We start from the raw sequence: 17,374 nt of genomic DNA, 5'->3' as shown, positions 1-17,374 counted from the left end.
CCGTCAAGAATCTGCCTAACATCTTCTCCATGCCGCCGAGCGAAAGGCAGCCCCTTGACCGAGCCCGCCGAATCCCTGCCCGCCGAAGCCCAGCCCCGCCCGCAGACCCTGCTGCTGATGCTGCTCGGCGACTTCGTCCTCGACCAGGGCGTCTGCGTCTTCTCCGGCAGTGTCATCGACACGCTCGCCCGGCTCGGCGTCTCGTCGCACGCGACCCGCTCCACGCTGACCCGGATGGTCGGCCGTGACCTGCTCCGCCGCCAGCGCCACGGCCGCAAGATGTACTTCGGACTGACCCCGCGATCGACGGCGATCCTGCACGACGGCCGGACCCGCATCTGGGAGACCGGGGCGGTCAACGACCGGTGGGACGGCACCTGGACGCTGCTCTGCTTCTCGCTGCCCGAGTCCTGGCAGCGCCAGCGCCACGACCTGCGTTCCCAGCTCACCTGGGCCGGGTTCGGTCCGCTGCAGGGCGGCCTCTGGATCGCGCCCGGCCAGGCGAGCGCCCAGGAGATCGTCAGCGGCCTGGGCCTGGCGGCGCACGCCCGCGTCTTCCGGGCCCGCGCCGACGAGCTCACCGACATCGCCACGATGGTCGGCGACGCGTACGACCTGGCCGGGGTGGCCGCCCGCTACGAGGGCTTCCTCGACCGGTGGGACGGCCAGCCGCCGGTGTCCGACCCGCTCGCGGCCCGGCTCCTCATGGTCGCCGAGTGGCTCGGCGCGATCCGGCGCGATCCCCGGCTGCCGGTCGAGCACCTGCCGCCCGGCTGGCCGGCCGTACGTGCCCAGAAGCTCTTCCGGGAGCTGGAGGCCGCCGGCCTGGAACCGGCCCGGGCGACCGCCGCGACCCTGCTGGACCTGCGGCCCGACGAGGATTCCGGGGTCAGCTGAGCCGGGACGCCGTCGACACCCGGTTGCGGCCACCCCGCTTGGCCTCGTACAGCTCGGCGTCGGCGGACTTGATCAGTTGCTCCGCCGTGGACAGCGGCGTCGGCAAGGTCACCGCGATGCCGATGCTCACCGTCACGATCTTGTGCCCGGCCTTCTCGTGCGGCTCGGCCAGCGCGGCCACGGCCGCCCGGACCCGCTCGCCCACCCGGGCCGCGACGGCCTCATCCGCTCCCGGCAGGACGATCGCGAACTCCTCGCCGCCGTACCGGGCGACCAGGTCGGTGTCGCGGAGGGTGGCGCCGATCGCCTGGGCCACCTTGCACAGGCACTCGTCGCCGCTCTGGTGCCCGTAGTGGTCGTTGTAGAGCTTGAAGTGGTCGACGTCGACCATCGCGACCGCGACCGGCCGGGTCGGGCCCTGCTGCCACACCATGTCGAGCATCTGGCTCAGCCGGCGCCGGTTGGGCAGGCCGGTCAGCGGGTCGGTGACCGAGAGCTGCTCCAGCTTGTCGTTCGCGGCCCGCAGCGCCTCGGTGCGCTCGGCCACCCGGCGCTCCAGCGCGGCGTAGAGCAGGGCGTTGTCCAGCGAGACCGACAGCTGCCCGGCGATGAGCTCGACGGCGCCGAGCCGGTTGGCGCCGAACGCGCCGCGGCTGCGCCTGTTCTCCAGGATCAGCATCGCGCTGAGCGCGCCCCGGGTGAGGATCGGCACCGCCATCAGGGCGCACTCCGCCAGCGGGCGGAGGTACGGATCGGCGGCGAACCGGTCGTCGCGGACGGCGTCGTCGACCAGCAACGGTTCGCGGGTGCGCTCGGTGTAGCGGAAGACCGAGAGCGGGATCAGGCCGGCGGCCGCGGCCTGGTCCACCGGCAGCGCCTTGCCGCCGCTGTCGTCGCAGGGCGGCAGGAACCAGCCGGCCGCCTCCGGGTCCCAGAGCAGCATCCGGGTCGCGGTGGCCCCGGTCAGGGTGCGCAGCAGCTCGCCGACCTGGTGCTGCAGCCCGGTCACGCTGGTCTCCGAGCTGAGCGCCTGCGAGGCGCGCAGGACGGCGAGCGCGTCGATCATGTCGGAGGAGATGCTCGAACTCCGGCGGGCGTCGACCGTGTGCCGGGCGGTGCCGGCCGGTTCGGCCTCGGCGCGCAGGAACGGGAACTCGCGGTCGAGCTCGGCGACCTTGCCGGCGGCGCCCCAGGCCTCGTAGTGCCGCCGGGCGTCGTGCAGCCCCTGCCGCGCGGCGTGTTCGACGTCGTGTGCGAGGTGGAACCGGGCGCGCCGCTCCGCGACGTACGCCCGCTGCCAGGGCCGCTGCCGGGCCTCCGTCTCGCGCTGGGCCGCGTCGAACGCGCGGACCGCGCCGGCGAAGTCGCCGGTCGCCCAGGCCCGCTCGGCGTCGAGCAACTCCCGCAGGTGACCGAAGTTCCCCGGCGCCTCCGCCGCCCGGTCGGCGATCCAGCCGCGGTACCGGTCGAACTCGGCCAGCGGCGCGGCCCGCTCCGCGGCCGGCGCCGCGGCGGCCTGCCCGGCCAGCGCGAGCCCCTGGACCAGGTGCGCCTGGGCGGTCAGGTGGGTCGCCTCGTACGTCGGCTTGAGGGCGAAGCCTGCCGCCGCGTGCCGGGCCAGCGCCGCCTGATCCCCGAACACCGCGGCGACCACCGCACGCATGACGTGGTAGTTCCCGGCGCCCGTCGGGTTCGCCGCGAGCGAGGCGACATGGGTGGCCTCGTCGAACGTCGGGTCGCTCAGCTCGCCCGTTCTGCCGGTCTCACCCCGGAAGGCCCGCGCGGCCTGCCGGTACGCCGGCATCGCCGCCGCGACGTAGTGGTTGCCGGTCCGGGCGGCGAAGGCGAGGCCCCGCTCCACCTCGGCGAGCACGTCATCCAGCGTCGGCGCGCAGTCGAACACCTCGCCGGCCGAGGCGAAGAACGTGAAACCCGCGACGTACAGGTCGCCGCCGCGCACGAGGCCCTCGTGGGCGCGCTGAGCGTGCCGTACCGACTCCTCCAGCGGGTCGAACCACGGGCTGGCGCTCAGCGCGTAGAGGAAGCGCGCCTCGGAGGCCTGCGGTTCGAAGCCGAGCGCCTCTGTCACCGCCAGCACGTGGCGGACCGCGGCATAGCCGGTCCGGTAGTCGCCGCGCACGCCGACCGTGACGAACGCGGCGTGTGCCACCGGGCCGACCAGCGCGGCCGACGGCCCGCGCCGGGCCCACATCCGCGCCGCCGAGGTCATGAGCCACGCCATGACCGGCGCGCCGCAGAAGAACGCCGCGGGGATCGCCCTGTTGATGATCTTCGCGATCGCGTCGGCGAGCGGCTCCGCGGTGCCGGCCCGGCTCACGTCGCCGGCCACGTCCGCGCCGTCCACCCAGGCCTTGAGCGCGTCGACGCCCCGGTCGATCTCGCCGGGCAGCGCCTCGGCCGCCGGTGCCGGGTGGCCCAGCCCGGCCAGCACGGCCAGGCCGAGTTCCACCGCCTCCACGGGCCGGCCACGCGCGGTCAGGCTGGCCATCTGGATGCTCGCCGCGCCGGCCCGCACGAGCCGGTCGGTGCAGCCACCGTCGATCCTCGTCCACACGGCGTCGGCCTCGTCGAAGCGGCCGAGCCCGACCAGCGCGGCGTGCCGATCGACGTCGAGCGCGTCCCGCAGGTCGCCGCCGGCCGCGGGCACCCGGTCGGCCAGCCCGGTCGCGGCGGCGAGGAAGCGTTCCACGACCGGATAGTTCGCCAGCTGCCGGGCATGCCCGGCGGCCTCGTGGAGCAGCCGGACCACCAGCGCGGCCTCGGCGGGCTCGGTCAGTTCCCCGGCCACCGGCAGGTACTGCTCGGCGGCCAGCACGCGGTAGCCGGGCACGGCCGAGAGCCGGCGGGCGACCGCGAGGCGCAGGGTGCGCAGCGCCGCCTCGTCGAGCCGCCGGTGCGCGGCCTGCTGCACCCGGTCGTGCCGGAAGCGCACCCCGGGGTCGGCGCCCTCCTCCATGACCAGCAACCCGACCTCCAGCGCCGGCTCGAGGAGGTGTTCGACATCGGCGGGCGAGTCCGCCGGCGCCGCGGCGTGGCGCAGCAACCGCAGCTCCACGTCGCTGCCGAGACAGACCATGACGTCCAGGAGGTCCCGGGTCGGTGCGGGCAGGGCATCGATCCGCGCCGTGAGCAGCGCCACCACGTCGCCTAGGCCGATGTGCCGGCGCACCGCCCCCGGATCCCAGGTCCAGCCGTCGTCGGCGGGCGTGAGGGCGCCGTCGCGGCGCAGCGCGTTGACGAACTCGACCGTGTCGAACGGGTTGCCGCCGCTGTGTGCGCGGATCGCCTCGGCCAGCTCGTCCGCCCGGGCGACCGGCGCGCGCAGCATCTCGGCCAGCAGCGCGCCCAGCTCGGCGGCGGGCAGGTTGGCCAGGCGCAGGTGCGGCGCCGAGTGGTGTTCGCCCCAGCGGGCGAGCATCGCCGCCAGCGGGTGGGCCGGGTCCACCTCGGCCTCCCGGTACGCGCCGGCCACGAGCACGCCCCGCAGGCTCTCGTCGGCGGCGACGGCGTCGATCAGGCCGATCGGGCCGGCGCCACCCCACTGGAGGTCGTCGATGACGATGACCAGCGGGCGGTCGGCGTCGGCGAGGGCGCGCAGCATCGACAACGCGCTCTGCAGCAGCCGCACCTGAGCCCGCAGCGGATCGTCCGGCTCCGCCTCCGGGGCCACCGAGAGCAGCTGCTCGAACTCCGGGAGCACCGCGGCGACCAGCCCGGCGTTCGCGCCGACGGCCGCGAGCAGCTTCTCGCGGACGGCCACCAGCCGCGACTCCGGCTCGGCGAGCAGCATCCGGCCGATCCCGCGGAGCGCCTGCTTCAGGGCGTCGGAACCGGGGTCCTGGCGGTACTGGTCGAACTTCCCGCTGACGAACCACCCGCCGGCGGCGGTGACCAGCGGGCGCAGCTCGTCGATCAGGGCGGTCTTGCCGACCCCGGGCGCGCCGCTGACCAGCATCGCCCGGGTGTTTCCGGCGATGGCGCCGGCGAGGGCGGCGCGTACCGTCGCGATCTCGGCCTGCCGGCCGACCAGCCGGGCCGGTGCGGTGAGCCGCCACGGGAAGTCGCGCTCGCCGGTGGCGAAGGCGACCTCGCCGCCGCGGGCGCGCTCGTCGCGCAGCCGGCGCAGGTCGTGCAGGACGCCCTCGGCGCTCTGATACCGCCGGTCCGGCTCCTTCTCCAGCAGGTGCGCGATGATCTCCGACAGGACCGTGGGAATCGCCGGATTCACGTGCGACGCGGACGCCGGCACGCGGATCAGGTGGTCGTAGACGAGTTGCAGGGGATCGCCGTCGCCGAACGGCGGCATGCCGGTGGCGAGCTCGAACAGGGTGGCGCCGAGGGCGTACAGGTCGGCCCGCTGGTCCACCGGCCAGCCGGTGCGCCCGGTCTGCTCCGGGGCGAGATAGGCCAGCGTGCCGGCGATCTCGGTGTGGTGGGTGAAGGCGGGCCGCTCGGTGGCGAACGTGGTGGCCAGGTCGTAGTCGATCAGAATCGGTCGCATCGGCTGGCCGGTGACCACGATGTTGGCCGGGTTGATGTCCTTGTGCACGACGCCGCGACGGTGCAAGGCGGCGATCACCTGGCCCAGCTCGATCGCCAAGCCGATCAGGTCGTCCGGCCCGGCGAGGCCCTCGGGGGTGAGCGGCCGGCCGTCGTCGTCGGCCAGCACGACCGAGTGGGCGTCCTCGGGGCCGGCGGCCAGCCGCGGCACCCCCGGTACGCCGGCGAGCCGGCCCAGGATGGCCCGTTCGTGGCGGCAGCGGCGGACGGCGTCCGGACCGGACAACTCTTTCCGGATCAGCGTGCCCGCACCGTCCGCGGCCCGGACCCGGAACACCCGGGTGCGGTTGTTCTCGAAGATGAGAACCTCGTCGGTCATCCCGTCCCCTTACTCGGCCCTTTGCTGGCCCGTTCGGCTGGGTGTGACAGAGCCTGAGCGTTTTGCACCGCGCCCGCAACCCATCGGCAACTCAGCAAGCCCTTGACGACGGCGTTGTTACCGTTAACATCTGGCCGTAACAATTGATGGTCCAAGATGCGGTGAAGGTGAGATCACGGTGACGGCGAAGCTGGATCGACGGTCCCTCTTGCGTGGATTGACCCTGGTCGGCGCCGCGCCGGTGGTGCTGGCCGGCACCGCGGGACAGGCCCTGGCCGCACCCGCGACCGGCCCGGTGTCCGCCGCGGCCGCCGCCGCGGTGCCGGCGGCGTGGAAGCTCCGGCCGTTCGCGCTCGACGAGGTGTCGCTGGGCAAGGGGATCTTCGCGGACAAGCGCAGCCTGATGCTCGGCTACGCCCGCGGGTACGACGTGGACCGTCTCCTGCAGGTCTTCCGGGCCAACGCCGGGCTCGACACGCTCGGCGCGGTGGCGCCGGGCGGCTGGGAGGGTCTCGACGGTGAGGCCAACGGCAACCTCCGCGGGCACTACACCGGCCACTTCCTCACCATGCTCGCGCAGGCGTACGGCAGCACCGGCGACGCCGCCTTCGCCGACAAGATCAAATACATGATCGGCGCGCTGACCGACGTGCGCACCGCGCTGCGCGCCGACCCCGTGCTGCTCAGCGCGCCGGGCCGGTTCGGCACGGCGGTGCGGCAGGTCCGCGGCTCGAACCAGTACGTCAACCTGCCCGGCACCCTGCTCGCCGGCTCCACCGCGGTCACCGTCGCCGCCTGGGTCAAGCCGGCACACGCCGCCAACTGGGCGCGCGTCTTCGACTTCGGCAACGACACCCAGCGGTACATGTACCTGGTGCTGCGCAACGCCGGCGGGGTCCCGCGGTTCGCCGTCACCACCAACTACGCCGGCGGCGAGCAGGGCATCAACGGCACCACCGCGCTGCCGCTCGACGAGTGGAGCCACGTGGCGGTCACCGTCGGCGCCGGCGTCGGCCGGCTCTACGTCAACGGTGTCCAGGCCGGCGTCAACACGGCCATGACCATCACCCCGGCGGTGCTCGGCACGCTGCGCAACAACTGGCTCGGCCGCTCGAACTACGCCGGCGACCCGGTCTACGCCGGCGGGCTCGACGACGTCAACTTCTGGTCGCGGGAGCTCAGCGCCGCCGAGATCGCCGGGCTGCAGGCCGGCCCGGCCGCCACCGCCGCGGCCGGCGCGGGCGACCTCGCGTCGTACGCCTGCGACGAGACCGGCGGCGGCACCCTGACCGACGCCTCGCCGCGCGGCCAGCACGGCACGCTGCTGCGCACCTGGGGCGGGCCGAGCCACCCCGGCTTCCTCGCGGCGTACCCGGAGACCCAGTTCATCACGCTGGAGTCGATGACCGCCAGCGACTACACCCGGGTCTGGGCGCCGTACTACACGGCGCACAAGATCCTGCGCGGCATCCTGGACGCGTACCTCAACACCGGCGACGCCCGCGCCCTCGACCTGGCCGCCGGCCTGTGCGACTGGATGCACGCGCGGCTGTCCAAGCTGCCCGCGACCACCCTGCAGCGGATGTGGGGGCTGTTCTCCAGCGGCGAGTTCGGCGGCATCGTCGAGGCGATCTGCGACGTCTACCGGCTCACCGGCAAGGCCGAGCACCTGGCGCTGGCCCGGCTGTTCGACCTCGACAAGCTCATCGACAGCGCCGCCGCGGGCACCGACACCATCACCAACCTGCACGCCAACCAGCACATCCCGATCTTCACCGGGCTGCTGCGGCTCTACGACGAGACCGGCGAACAGCGCTACCTGGACGCCGCGCGGAACTTCTGGCCGATGGTCGCGCCGGCCCGGATGTACAGCATCGGCGGCACCAGCACCGTGGAGTTCTGGAAGGGCCCGGGTGCGATCGCCGCGACGTTCAGCGACACCAACGCGGAGACCTGCTGCGCGTACAACATGCTCAAGCTGAGCCGGATGCTGTTCCTGCACGAGCAGGACCCGAAGTACATGGACTACTACGAGCGGGCCCTCTACAACCAGGTGCTGGGCTCCAAGCAGGACACCCCGGACGCGGAGAAGCCGCTGGTCACGTACTTCATCGGGCTGCTGCCCGGGCACGTGCGCGACTACACCCCGAAGCAGGGGACCACCTGCTGCGAGGGCACCGGGATGGAGAGCGCCACCAAATACCAGGACTCGGTGTACTTCGCCGCGGCCGACGGCACGTCGCTGTACGTCAACCTCTACAGCCGGTCGCGGCTGACCTGGGCGCGGCACGGGGTCACCCTCACCCAGACCACCCGCTACCCGTTCGAGCAGTCGTCCACCATCACCGTCCGCGGCCGGGCGACCTTCGACCTCCGCCTGCGGGTGCCGGGCTGGGCCACGGCCGGCTTCACGGTGCACGTCAACGGGCGCCGGGTCGCGGGACAGGCCACGCCGGGCAGCTACTTCACCGTCAGCCGCAGGTGGCGCGACGGCGACACCGTCCAGGTGCGGCTGCCGTTCCGGCTGCGGGTCGAGCAGGCCCTCGACGCCCCGGCGACCCAGTCGCTGTTCTACGGCCCGATCAACCTGGTGGCCCGCAGCGCCAGCACGTCCTACCTGCCGGTCGGGCTCTACCGCAACTGCGCGCTCTCCGGCGACCTGCTGCCCAGCCTCACCCCGGTGGCGGGAAAGCCGCTGCACTACACCCTGGACGGCGTGGAGTTCGCGCCGTTCCTGGAGGGCGCCGAGGACCCGACGCACGTGTACTTCACCCGGTCCGAGCCCACCGTCGCGTTCGGCGGCACCGACTCCGGCGTGGCCAACCCGGCCAAGAGCGACGGGACCACCCTGCTCGACGAGATCTGGGCGGGTGCGCCGTTCGCCGGCAAGCCGGCGCTGGTCAAGAAGGTCAAGGACACGGTCGACGCGTGGGTGGGCGGCGGCCTGCTGCCCGCCGCCGACGGCGCGACGGTGGTGGCGACCGCCCGCAAGGCCCGGTACGCCGCCTGCTGACGGCGCGGTTGCCTCGTCACCGGCCGTGGGCCTACCGTCACGGATGATGGTCGTGGGTTCCGCATCGGGGAAAGGCGGCGAGCCGGCATGCGCGAGGTTGATGTCGCCATCATCGGTGCCGGCCCGACCGGGCTCTTCGCCGCCTACTACGCGGGCTTCCGCGGCCTGACGGTCGCGGTCATCGACACGCTGCCGGAGCCCGGCGGGCAGATCACCGCCATGTATCCGGAGAAGGACATCTTCGATGTCGGCGGCCTGCCCACCATCAAGGGCCGCGACCTGGTCGCCAACCTGGTCGCCCAGGCCGCGCCCTTCGGGCCGGCCTACCTGCTGGGGGTACGGGCGGAGAAGCTGTCCTACCGCGACGGGCTGCCCACCCTGCACCTGGCCGACGGCACCGATCTGGGCTGCGGGGCCGTCATCGTCACCGGCGGGCTGGGCAGCTTCACCCCGCGCCCGCTGCCGGCCGCGAGTGCGTACACCGGTGCGGGGGTCGTCTACTTCGTGCCCCGGCTGGACGATCTGGCCGGGCACGACGTCCTCATCGTCGGCGGCGGCGACTCGGCCTTCGACTGGGCGCTCGCGCTGCACCCGGTGGCCCGGTCGGTCACGCTGGTGCACCGCCGCGACCGGTTCCGCGCGCACGCCGCCACGGTCGGCCGGGTGCGGGAACTGCCCGTGAACATCCTGGTGAACGCGCAGGTCACGGCGCTGCACGGCGCCGAGAAGGTGACGGCCGCGGACATCGCGGTCGCGCCGGACGGCACGCGGCGCGTCCCGGTGGACACGGTGGTCGCCGCGCTGGGCTTCACCGCCGATCTCGGCCCGCTCGCCGAGTGGGGCCTGCGACTGGACCGCCGGCACATCGTGGTGACCAGCACGATGGAGACCACCATGCCGCGCATCTTCGCCGCCGGTGACATCGTCGAATACCCGGGCAAGGTCCGGCTGATCGCCACGGGCTTCGGCGAGGCGGCCACGGCGGTCAACAACGCGGCCGTGGCCATCGATCCCGCTGCGCACCTCTTCCCCGGCCACTCCTCCGAGGCGGGCTGACCCGCGCGGGGTCGCGGCAAGGGTCGGATCAGCGCGACTGTCGGCTTCGTGCCACCGCACCCTGACGCCACCGTGACACCTTCGCGGAGCATCGGTCGCAGCAGCCGCCACCGACGGGGGCCGCACGAGAAGGGGGAACCGCATGTCGCGGACAATGGTGATCGGGTGGCGGCCGGTGACGATCGCCGGGCTGGCTGTGGGGCTGCTGCTGACGCCGGCCGGTGCGGCGCAGGCGATCCCCCCGCCGGCGCGGGCGACCGGGACCAGCGCGTTCGACGCGCGGCCGGTCAAGGCGGCGACCGCGACCTGCCCCGAGGAGACGGTGAGCTACGCCGGCGGCGCCGTGGTCAACTACGGCCCGGCCGGCGGCAGCGGGGTGGCGCTGACCGGCATCGACGCGGACAGCACCGACGATTCGATCACCGTGACCGCCGCCGCGGCACCCGGTCGTCCCGGCAACTGGTCGGTCACCGCCATCGCGATCTGCGAGTCGTCGATCGAGCCGTGGCGGATCATCAGGTCCGGCAGCGGCACGGCCACCGCCACGTGCCCGGAGCAGACCCGGCTCTACGGCCTGGGGTTCCAGATCGCGGGCACGCCGACCGCCGCCCACGTCCGGGAGATCTCGCTGGACCCGGAGCTGACCCGGGTCCGGGTCACGGCCGGCGGCCCGGCGGCGGGCACAGCCAAGGTCACCGCGACCGCGCTGTGCCGCCCGCCGTCGGACATGCGGCGGCTCCGGGCCGTGACCGACGCCGCCGGTTGGCCGAAGTTGGTCAGCGGGCAGGACACCGACCCGGATCTCCACGTCTACGCCACCGGCGCCACGGTGACCGGACCCGCCGCGGCGACGCTCGACGCGATCGTGCCCGGCCCCGACGGCGGCCGGACCTGGGCGCGCGGCACGCTGGTCGGCGTGTCGGCCCGGTTGGCCGGCAGGTTCCGCGGGGCGGACGACGGTCAGGACGGCTCGCTGACGATGGAAGCCGCGCTCAGCGGGACCTTCCACTGACGGCAGCGCGGGGCGCGAGCAGGCTCCGGTCCGGCGGGCGCACGCCGATGGCGCGCATGGCCTCGCCGTACCGGTCGAAAGCCCGCCGGGCCTCGCCGTGCCGCCCGGCCCGCACCAGGCAGCGCACGAGGCCGCGGTGCGCGGCCTCGTCGTAGGGGTCGCGCTCCAGCAGCCGCAGCAGGTAGCCGACGGCCGCGTCCACCCCGGCGGGGCCGCTCACCTGGACGAGCATGCGCAGCATGCTGAGGTACGCGGCACGCGTCTCCTCGCGCAGCGGGGCCGACCACGGCGCGTACGGCTCGTCGGAGAAGGCATCGGCACCATGGTGCCGGTCGACGGTGACCAGCAGGTCCCGGGCCTCGGCCAGGTCGCCGGCGGCCAGCAGCCGGCGGGCCCGCGCGACGTACGAGAGGAAGTCCTCGACGTCGACGCGGGCCCGGCTCACGTCGAGGGCGACGCTCGCCAGGTCGGCCACCAGGTAGTGGTCGGCGGGCCGGGCCCGGACCGGGTCCAGCACCCCACGCACGATGGAGAGCAGCACCGACAGCCGGTGCCCGGTCTTCGCCGGGTCGTCGTCGGGCCACAGCAGCTCGCAGAGCTCGTCCCGGGGCATCGGCCGGCCGCGCCGGGCCACCAGGACGCGCAACAGGTCCCGGGCCTTGCGGGACTGCCAGCGCGACGACGGCACCGGCTCGCCGTCCACCCGTACCTCGAAACGGCCCAGGGCCTGGATCGCGACCTCGGCCGGATGGCACGCGGAGTCCGCGGGGCCGGTGCGGCCCTTCGCGGGGTTGGCGTGGCCCGGGCTGACCGTTCTCGTCCCGCCCGCCGCCGGCTCGGCCGGCCGGCCGAGCCGCAGCGGCAGGTCGATCACCACGGCGCCGGCCGCCTGCAGCCGCTCGGCGGCGATCAACCCGAGGATCCGGTCGTCCGGCCCGGCGCCGGGCAGCCGGCTGATCGTCACCATGACCCGGGCGGCCTCCACCGCCGCGCCGCCGTCGGTCCAGATCGCGTGGCACTCCCGCAGCGCCGCCCGGGCCCGGACCGGATCCGCGTCCGGACCGCCGGCCTGTGCCGCACCCCGCAGCTCCAGCGCGTCGGCCAGGCCGGGGCGGTCACCCTGCGCGCGAGCGGTCGCGCAGGTCCGCTCGGCCAGCGCGCCGGCCTGCTCGCGGTCGCCGCGGCACAGCGCCACCCAGCCCTGCGCCAGCAGCGCGGGCACCCCCGCCCCGGCGGCACCCGTCCGCGCCGCCGCCGCGGCGGCATGGCCGGCCGCGCGGTCCGGGTCGTCGGCCAGCAGCACCAGCGCCAGCCCGGCCTCCGCCGGTACGAGCACATGGACGTTCCCGGCCTCCCCGGCCACCCGTACGGTCGCGTCGTAGGCGGCGCGCGCCTGCTCACGCCAGCCCCGCCGGCGGTAGACCTCGCCGAGCCCGAGCTGCGCCCCGGCCACCCGCCGCGACCCCATCGCCCGATACGCCGAGATCGCGCGCTCGTACTGCCGGACCGCCTCGTCGTAGCGCCCCAGCATGGCCAGCGCGTCGGCCTCGTTACAGACGGCGATGGCACGCAGGCTGGGCTGGCGAGCGGCGGCGGCGTACCGGCCGCAGGTCCGGGCCGCCGCCAGGGCCTCGGGGTAGCGGGCGGCGCACAGCAGCCGGTAGGTCCGGTTGGTGTAGATCCGGGTCAGCAGGACCACGTTGCCGACGCGTTCCGCGATCGGCAGGGCCTGGCGGTAGCTCTCCTCGCTGCCGGCATCGTCACCGAGCGCGCCCAGGCACAGGGCCAGGCTCACGTGCGCGGTGGCCAGCGCCGCGGCCAGTTCATCGGCGTCGCGGTCACGGTCGGCACGGCCGTAGCCGTCGCGGTCGCCGCTGCCGTAGCTGTCGCGGTCGCCGCTGCCGTTGCTGTCGTGGTTGCTGTTGCTGTCGTGGTTGGCGTTGGCGTCGCTGCCGGTGGTCGTGCGGGCCGCGGTGACCGCGTCGCGGGCACAGCGCAGGGCTGCTTCGGGGCATCCGGCCAGCAGGTGTGAGTTCGCCGCCCAGGCCGCCAGCAGTGCGGCGTCGACCGGTGGGTGCGGGCCGGGTCCGGCCTCGGCGAAGGCGGCCAGCGCGGCCCGGGCCTCACCACGCTGATAGTGGATGCGGCCGGTGCGCCAGGCCAGCGCGGCGCTGCCGGGCGGTAGCCCGGGGGCGGCCGCGGCGTGCGACTGCGCCGCGGCGTCGAGGGCTCCGGTCGCCCGCTGGGCGTCGCCGAGCAGCAGCCACAACCTGGGCGTTCGCAGCGCGACCGGCAGCGCGACGAGCAGCTCCACCAGGGTTTCCGCCTCGCCCGCGCCCAGCATGGCCTCGCCGTGGCGGTTGAGCACCCGGGCACAGTCCTCGGCCCGTCCTGACCGGTGATATGCCAGCGCGGCGGCCACCGGCGGACCGTGCTCGTCGAAGAAGCCGGCCGCGATCTCGGCCGCGCTGGTCGTGCCGGGCACGCCGGCTGTTCCGGTCGTGCCGGGCATGCCGGTCGTTTCGGTCGTGCTGGGCGTGCCGGTTGTGCTGGACGTGCCGGTTGTGGTGGGTGTGTTGGGAGTGCCGGTTGGGTCGGGGGCCGGGTGGGAATCGGTGCGCCTCGACCGGCGGATGACCTCGGCGATCACCGGCACGATCCGTCTGGCCGGGGCCGGCCCGCCGGGGACCGGTCGTGGCGAGCCGGCGGTGGTCAGCAGGCCGCTGCCGGTGAGCAGCCGAAGGGTCTCCTCGCTGTGCGGATGGCCCAGCGCCCGGCACAGCCCGGCACCGACCGGCGCCAGGTCACCCAGCTGGGCGAGCAGCCGGGCCGCCGCCTCGGGCAGCGCCGGCAACACCTCTTCCTCCAGGTAGTTCGCGATGAGACCGCCCGGGGCCGCGATCACCGGCAGCAGCGGCCCGTGCGGCACCCCGCCGGTCCGCAGGGTCTCGGCGGCGAGATGGACCAGCGCCGGCCAGCCCGCGGTCGCCTGGTGGATTCGCTCCGGCAGGTCCCGGGCGTTGAGGTCGTAACCGCCGGCGTCACCGTCCGTCAGCTCGTACCCGGTGGTCAGCAGGTCGGCGATCCGGTCGACCGACAGTGACAGTTCGGCGGGCCCGACGTCGGCGCGCGGAAGCGCGGGCGCCGCGGTGCCCAGCGGCCATCGGGAGGCCAGCACGACGTCGACGTCGCCGGCGTCGGTGCTGGTCAGCCTCGCCAGCGTCTCGGTCAGGGAGCGCGCCGTGCCGGGTGGCAGCCGCGGCAGGTCGTCGAAGACGAGCTGGCTGGCCCCGGCGTGAACCTCGTCGAGCACCACGCCGGCGAGTGCGTCCACGGGCTCGCGCGGACCGGGCGGCAACCCGCGGTGCCAGCTCGCCCGGTCGGCCGGATACCACCCGCGCATGGCGGTGGTCTTGCCGTAACCCGCTGCGGCGGCCACCACCCGGCAGGTGACCCCGGGTGCCGCCGGTGCGCGCCGGGTCTTCGCTGTCGGATGCACCGCGCCTCCCGCGCACAGCCTGGTCTCGGCGGACCGCGAGCGCAATTCAATGTCGTGAACGCGCCACCCGGCCGGCCACACCGCTGAGCGGTGCTTCGGTGGTCCAGGCCCTCGGCGGAGCGACCGACACTTGGCAGCCGGCCGTCTTCCAGGAGTGGGCGAAGCAGCCGGGGCTTCGCCGCTGCTCGTCCTCACGACGTAACGGAATTCTCCGGGCGGGTTAGTACCGGAACACCGCGACCATGGTGTTCAGCCGGCCGGAGATGTCGGCGAGTTCGGTGGCGGTGGTCTCGGCAGCCTGGGCGGCGTCGCGGGTCGCGGTGGTCACCTGGACCACCTCGGCGAGCTGGCCGCTGATCTCCGACGTGCCGCCGGCGGCCCGGTTGAGGTCGTGGGTCATGCCGTTGGTGGTGGCGCTCTGCTGCTCGACGGCGGACGCGATGGTGTTCTGGTAGTCGTTGATCTTCTCGATGACCTCGCCGATGCCGGCGATGGCCTCGACCGCGGTGCGGGTGTCGTGCTGGATGACCTCGGTGCGCCGGCTGATCTCCTCGGTGGCCTTGGCGGTCTCCTGGGCGAGATCCTTGACCTCGCCGGCGACCACGGCGAAGCCCTTGCCGGTCTCGCCGGCGCGGGCCGCCTCGATGGTGGCGTTGAGGGCGAGCAGATTGGTCTGTTCCGCGATGGCGGTGATGGCCTTGACGACGCTGTCGATCTCCGCGGACGAGGCGTCCAGCTTGCGCATCATCTGCTCGGCCTTGGCCGCGGTCTCCACCGCGCCGGCCGCCACCTGGGCCGCCTCGGTGGCGCTGACGGCGATCTCCCGGATGGCGGCGCCCATCTCCTCGGCGCCGCTGGCGACGGCCTGCACGCCGGCGCTGACCTCCCCGGCCGCCGCGTCGATGGCGCCGACCCGGGAGGACGCCTGGTCGGTGCTGCCGGTGAGGCTGCGGCTGGCCTGCTGCAGCTCGGTGGAACGGTCCGAGAGGCCGGTGCTCATGCCGGCCAGCGTCTGCATCGTGACGCGCAGCTGCCCGGCCGCGCGGTGCACCGAGCGTGACATCTCACCGATCTCGTTGGCGGCGGTGTCCGGCTCCCGTTCGGTGAGGTCGCCGTCGGCCATCGCGGACACGACCTCACGCAGCGCGTTCAGGCGCCGGTTGAGCGTCCGGCCGACGAGCAGCGCGAACAGGCCGGCCAGCAGCACGCCGACCGCCAGCACGACACCGATCGTGAGCTTGGCCGTGTCGGCCGCCGACCGGGCCTCGGCCGCGCTGGACGTGGCGTGCGCCTGCGAGAGCGTGACCAGCCCGTCGAGTTCTTCGATCGCCTTGGTGGTGGCGGGATTCAGCGTCGTGCTGCGGAACTGCTCCCACTCAGCGATCTTGCCGGCGTTCTTGAGCGCCGAGGACTGCTTGCGCAGGTCGAGGTACGTCGTCCAGGTGCCCTGGAAGGTGTCCATCGCGGCCCGTTCGCCGGCGCTGACGGTCAGCGCCGAATACTCCTGCACTCTGGTGGTGACCAGGTCGTAGTGCTCGGTCGCCTCGGCGCCGTACGCTTTCGCCTTCTCCGGATCCGTGGCGGTCAGGTTCGACAGGCCCGCCCAGCGCCCGTGCCAGATGAGCTGCTGGATGTCCTTCAGCGTGGCCAGCGGCACCAGGGCCTCGCTGTAGATCGCCTCCGCCCGGTCCGCGGTGGTGTTCGTGCGGACGATCCCGACAGCACCCACGGCCAGCGCCGCCAGCAGGGCGACCGCCGCCGACGCCAGCAGGCTGCTTCGCATGCTCAGGGAACGCACGTTTGTCTCCTCCCGACCACCCGACCTGCCCACGCGGGGATCCGCGTGGCAGTCGCGCCGGGATCGGCCCGGAAATAATGAGATCATCAAACAGGTGCGAGATCATCATTTATCTGGAATTCATGGGCATTTCCGGTACGCGACGGGTAGCCCCTGGGCTAGATGATCTATCCCAGGGAAGCCGCGCCGCCCCAAGATCCGGCCATGCCCGGCCGCATCGGCGGAAGTCGCTGTATGTCGGTGGATCTTGGTTGTCGGTGCCGTCTAGGCTGCCCCGCATGTACAACGGGGACATTGATCGATTCATCTGGCGCCGGCGTGTGGTCGTCGGCCTGCTCGCCCTCGGCGTGGCCGCCGCGCCGGCCGGCTGCACCACGGCGGCCACGAAGAGCGGCGACGCTCCGGTCGCCGGGGCCGCCTCGCCGAGCACGGTCCCGGCGAAGCACTTCGGGCCCGCCTCCTTCGGCAAGCTGACCATCACGATGACCGAGAAGGACGCGCTGGCCACCGGGGAGCTGCAGACCTCGCCGGTCTCCACCGTGCTGGGCAAGAACGTCTACTCGTTCGTGGGTGGGCCGAAGCCCGACCCGAAGCAGATGGCGGCGGACGACAAGACGGAGAAGGCCGTCGAGAAGGCGGACGCGGGCACCGACCAGTCCGCCGCCGGCTCGGCCAAGGCCGCCGAGGCGTACGCCGATTCGGCGCAGCGCATCGTGGAACGGCTGGAGTCCTACCTCGACGCCGGCGGCGCGTCCTTCCGGGGCGGCGCGCTGCACTCCATCGCCGCGCCGAAGGATGCCGCCACGGAGGCCGGTATCAAGCGCGGGTCGACGCTGGCCGAGCTGAAGGCGGCCTGCGCCGGCAAGGGGCTCAAGAGCAGTTCCAAGACGGCGTACGAGCTGCCGGTGGCCGGGCACGCGGGCTGGACGATCCTGTTCGAGCTCAAGGACGACACCGTCAAGTACATGTCCATCGGCAAGGCCGGCTGAGCCGGGCCGGGCTCGGCCGGGATGGGCTCGGCTCGGCTCGGCTCGGCCGGGATGGGGATGGGCTGGGCCGGGATGGGCCGGGATGGGCTGGGCTGGGCCGGGATGGGCCGGGATGGGCTGGGCTGGGCTGGGCTGGGCTGGGCTGGGCCGGATGGGCTGGGCCGGATGGGCTGGGCTGGGCCGGATGGGCTGGGCTGGGCCGGATGGGCT

General features: G+C 74.0%; 8 protein-coding genes and 1 pseudogene. 6 read left to right on the top strand and 3 right to left on the bottom strand.

Annotated elements, in window-relative coordinates; genetic code table 11:
• The first annotated feature begins 54 nt into the window (after positions 1 to 54).
• Positions 55 to 897 carry a PaaX family transcriptional regulator C-terminal domain-containing protein gene (locus DMB66_RS37320; RefSeq protein ID WP_233625112.1) on the top strand — a complete coding sequence of 281 codons (843 nt, stop codon included), beginning with the start codon at positions 55 to 57 and terminating at the stop codon, positions 895 to 897.
• On the opposite strand, the gene DMB66_RS37315 is transcribed toward DMB66_RS37320, so the two are convergent.
• Complete coding sequence (locus DMB66_RS37315; RefSeq protein WP_125808841.1) at positions 890 to 5,797, bottom strand: diguanylate cyclase domain-containing protein; 4,908 nt, start codon at positions 5,795 to 5,797, stop codon at positions 890 to 892. The two genes, DMB66_RS37320 and DMB66_RS37315, sit on opposite strands and share 8 nt — an antisense overlap.
• 178 nt (positions 5,798 to 5,975) lie before the next feature.
• Between DMB66_RS37315 and DMB66_RS37310 the strand changes: the two genes are divergently transcribed.
• The 3 genes from DMB66_RS37310 to DMB66_RS37300 all read left to right on the top strand — a co-directional run bounded on the left by DMB66_RS37310 (position 5,976) and on the right by DMB66_RS37300 (position 10,878).
• Positions 5,976 to 8,810 carry a beta-L-arabinofuranosidase domain-containing protein gene (locus DMB66_RS37310; RefSeq protein WP_125808840.1) on the top strand — a complete coding sequence of 945 codons (2,835 nt, stop codon included), beginning with the start codon at positions 5,976 to 5,978 and terminating at the stop codon, positions 8,808 to 8,810.
• An 87-nt stretch (positions 8,811 to 8,897) separates the two neighbouring features.
• Positions 8,898 to 9,866 (top strand): NAD(P)/FAD-dependent oxidoreductase, encoded by a 969-nt coding sequence (locus DMB66_RS37305; protein WP_125808839.1) that lies wholly within the window; start codon positions 8,898 to 8,900, stop codon positions 9,864 to 9,866.
• Positions 9,867 to 10,008: 142 nt separating this feature from the next.
• Positions 10,009 to 10,878: a hypothetical protein gene (locus tag DMB66_RS37300; RefSeq protein ID WP_125808838.1), complete on the top strand. Its 870-nt coding sequence runs from the start codon at positions 10,009 to 10,011 to the stop codon at positions 10,876 to 10,878.
• Here DMB66_RS37300 and DMB66_RS61630 read toward each other — a convergent pair.
• Positions 10,859 to 14,377 (bottom strand): BTAD domain-containing putative transcriptional regulator, encoded by a 3,519-nt coding sequence (locus tag DMB66_RS61630; RefSeq protein WP_158647496.1) that lies wholly within the window; start codon positions 14,375 to 14,377, stop codon positions 10,859 to 10,861. The genes DMB66_RS37300 and DMB66_RS61630 overlap by 20 nt on opposite strands.
• Before the next feature lie 220 nt (positions 14,378 to 14,597).
• A complete protein-coding gene (locus DMB66_RS37280) occupies positions 14,598 to 16,175 on the bottom strand; it encodes a methyl-accepting chemotaxis protein (protein WP_233625111.1) in 1,578 nt (525 codons plus the stop codon).
• Between the two features lie 278 nt (positions 16,176 to 16,453).
• Here DMB66_RS37280 and DMB66_RS37275 point away from each other — a divergent pair, with 278 nt between their 5' ends.
• Both DMB66_RS37275 and DMB66_RS64375 read left to right on the top strand, forming a co-directional pair.
• Positions 16,454 to 17,164 (top strand): hypothetical protein, encoded by a 711-nt coding sequence (locus DMB66_RS37275; protein ID WP_125808836.1) that lies wholly within the window; start codon positions 16,454 to 16,456, stop codon positions 17,162 to 17,164.
• Between the two features lie 21 nt (positions 17,165 to 17,185).
• Positions 17,186 to 17,374: pseudogene (locus tag DMB66_RS64375) on the top strand (peptidase S8 and S53 subtilisin kexin sedolisin); the annotation flags it as partial.

The organism is Actinoplanes sp. ATCC 53533, from assembly GCF_003947245.1.
Note: the sequence above shows the minus strand (reverse complement) of the source record. Positions and strands in the feature narration are given on the sequence as shown.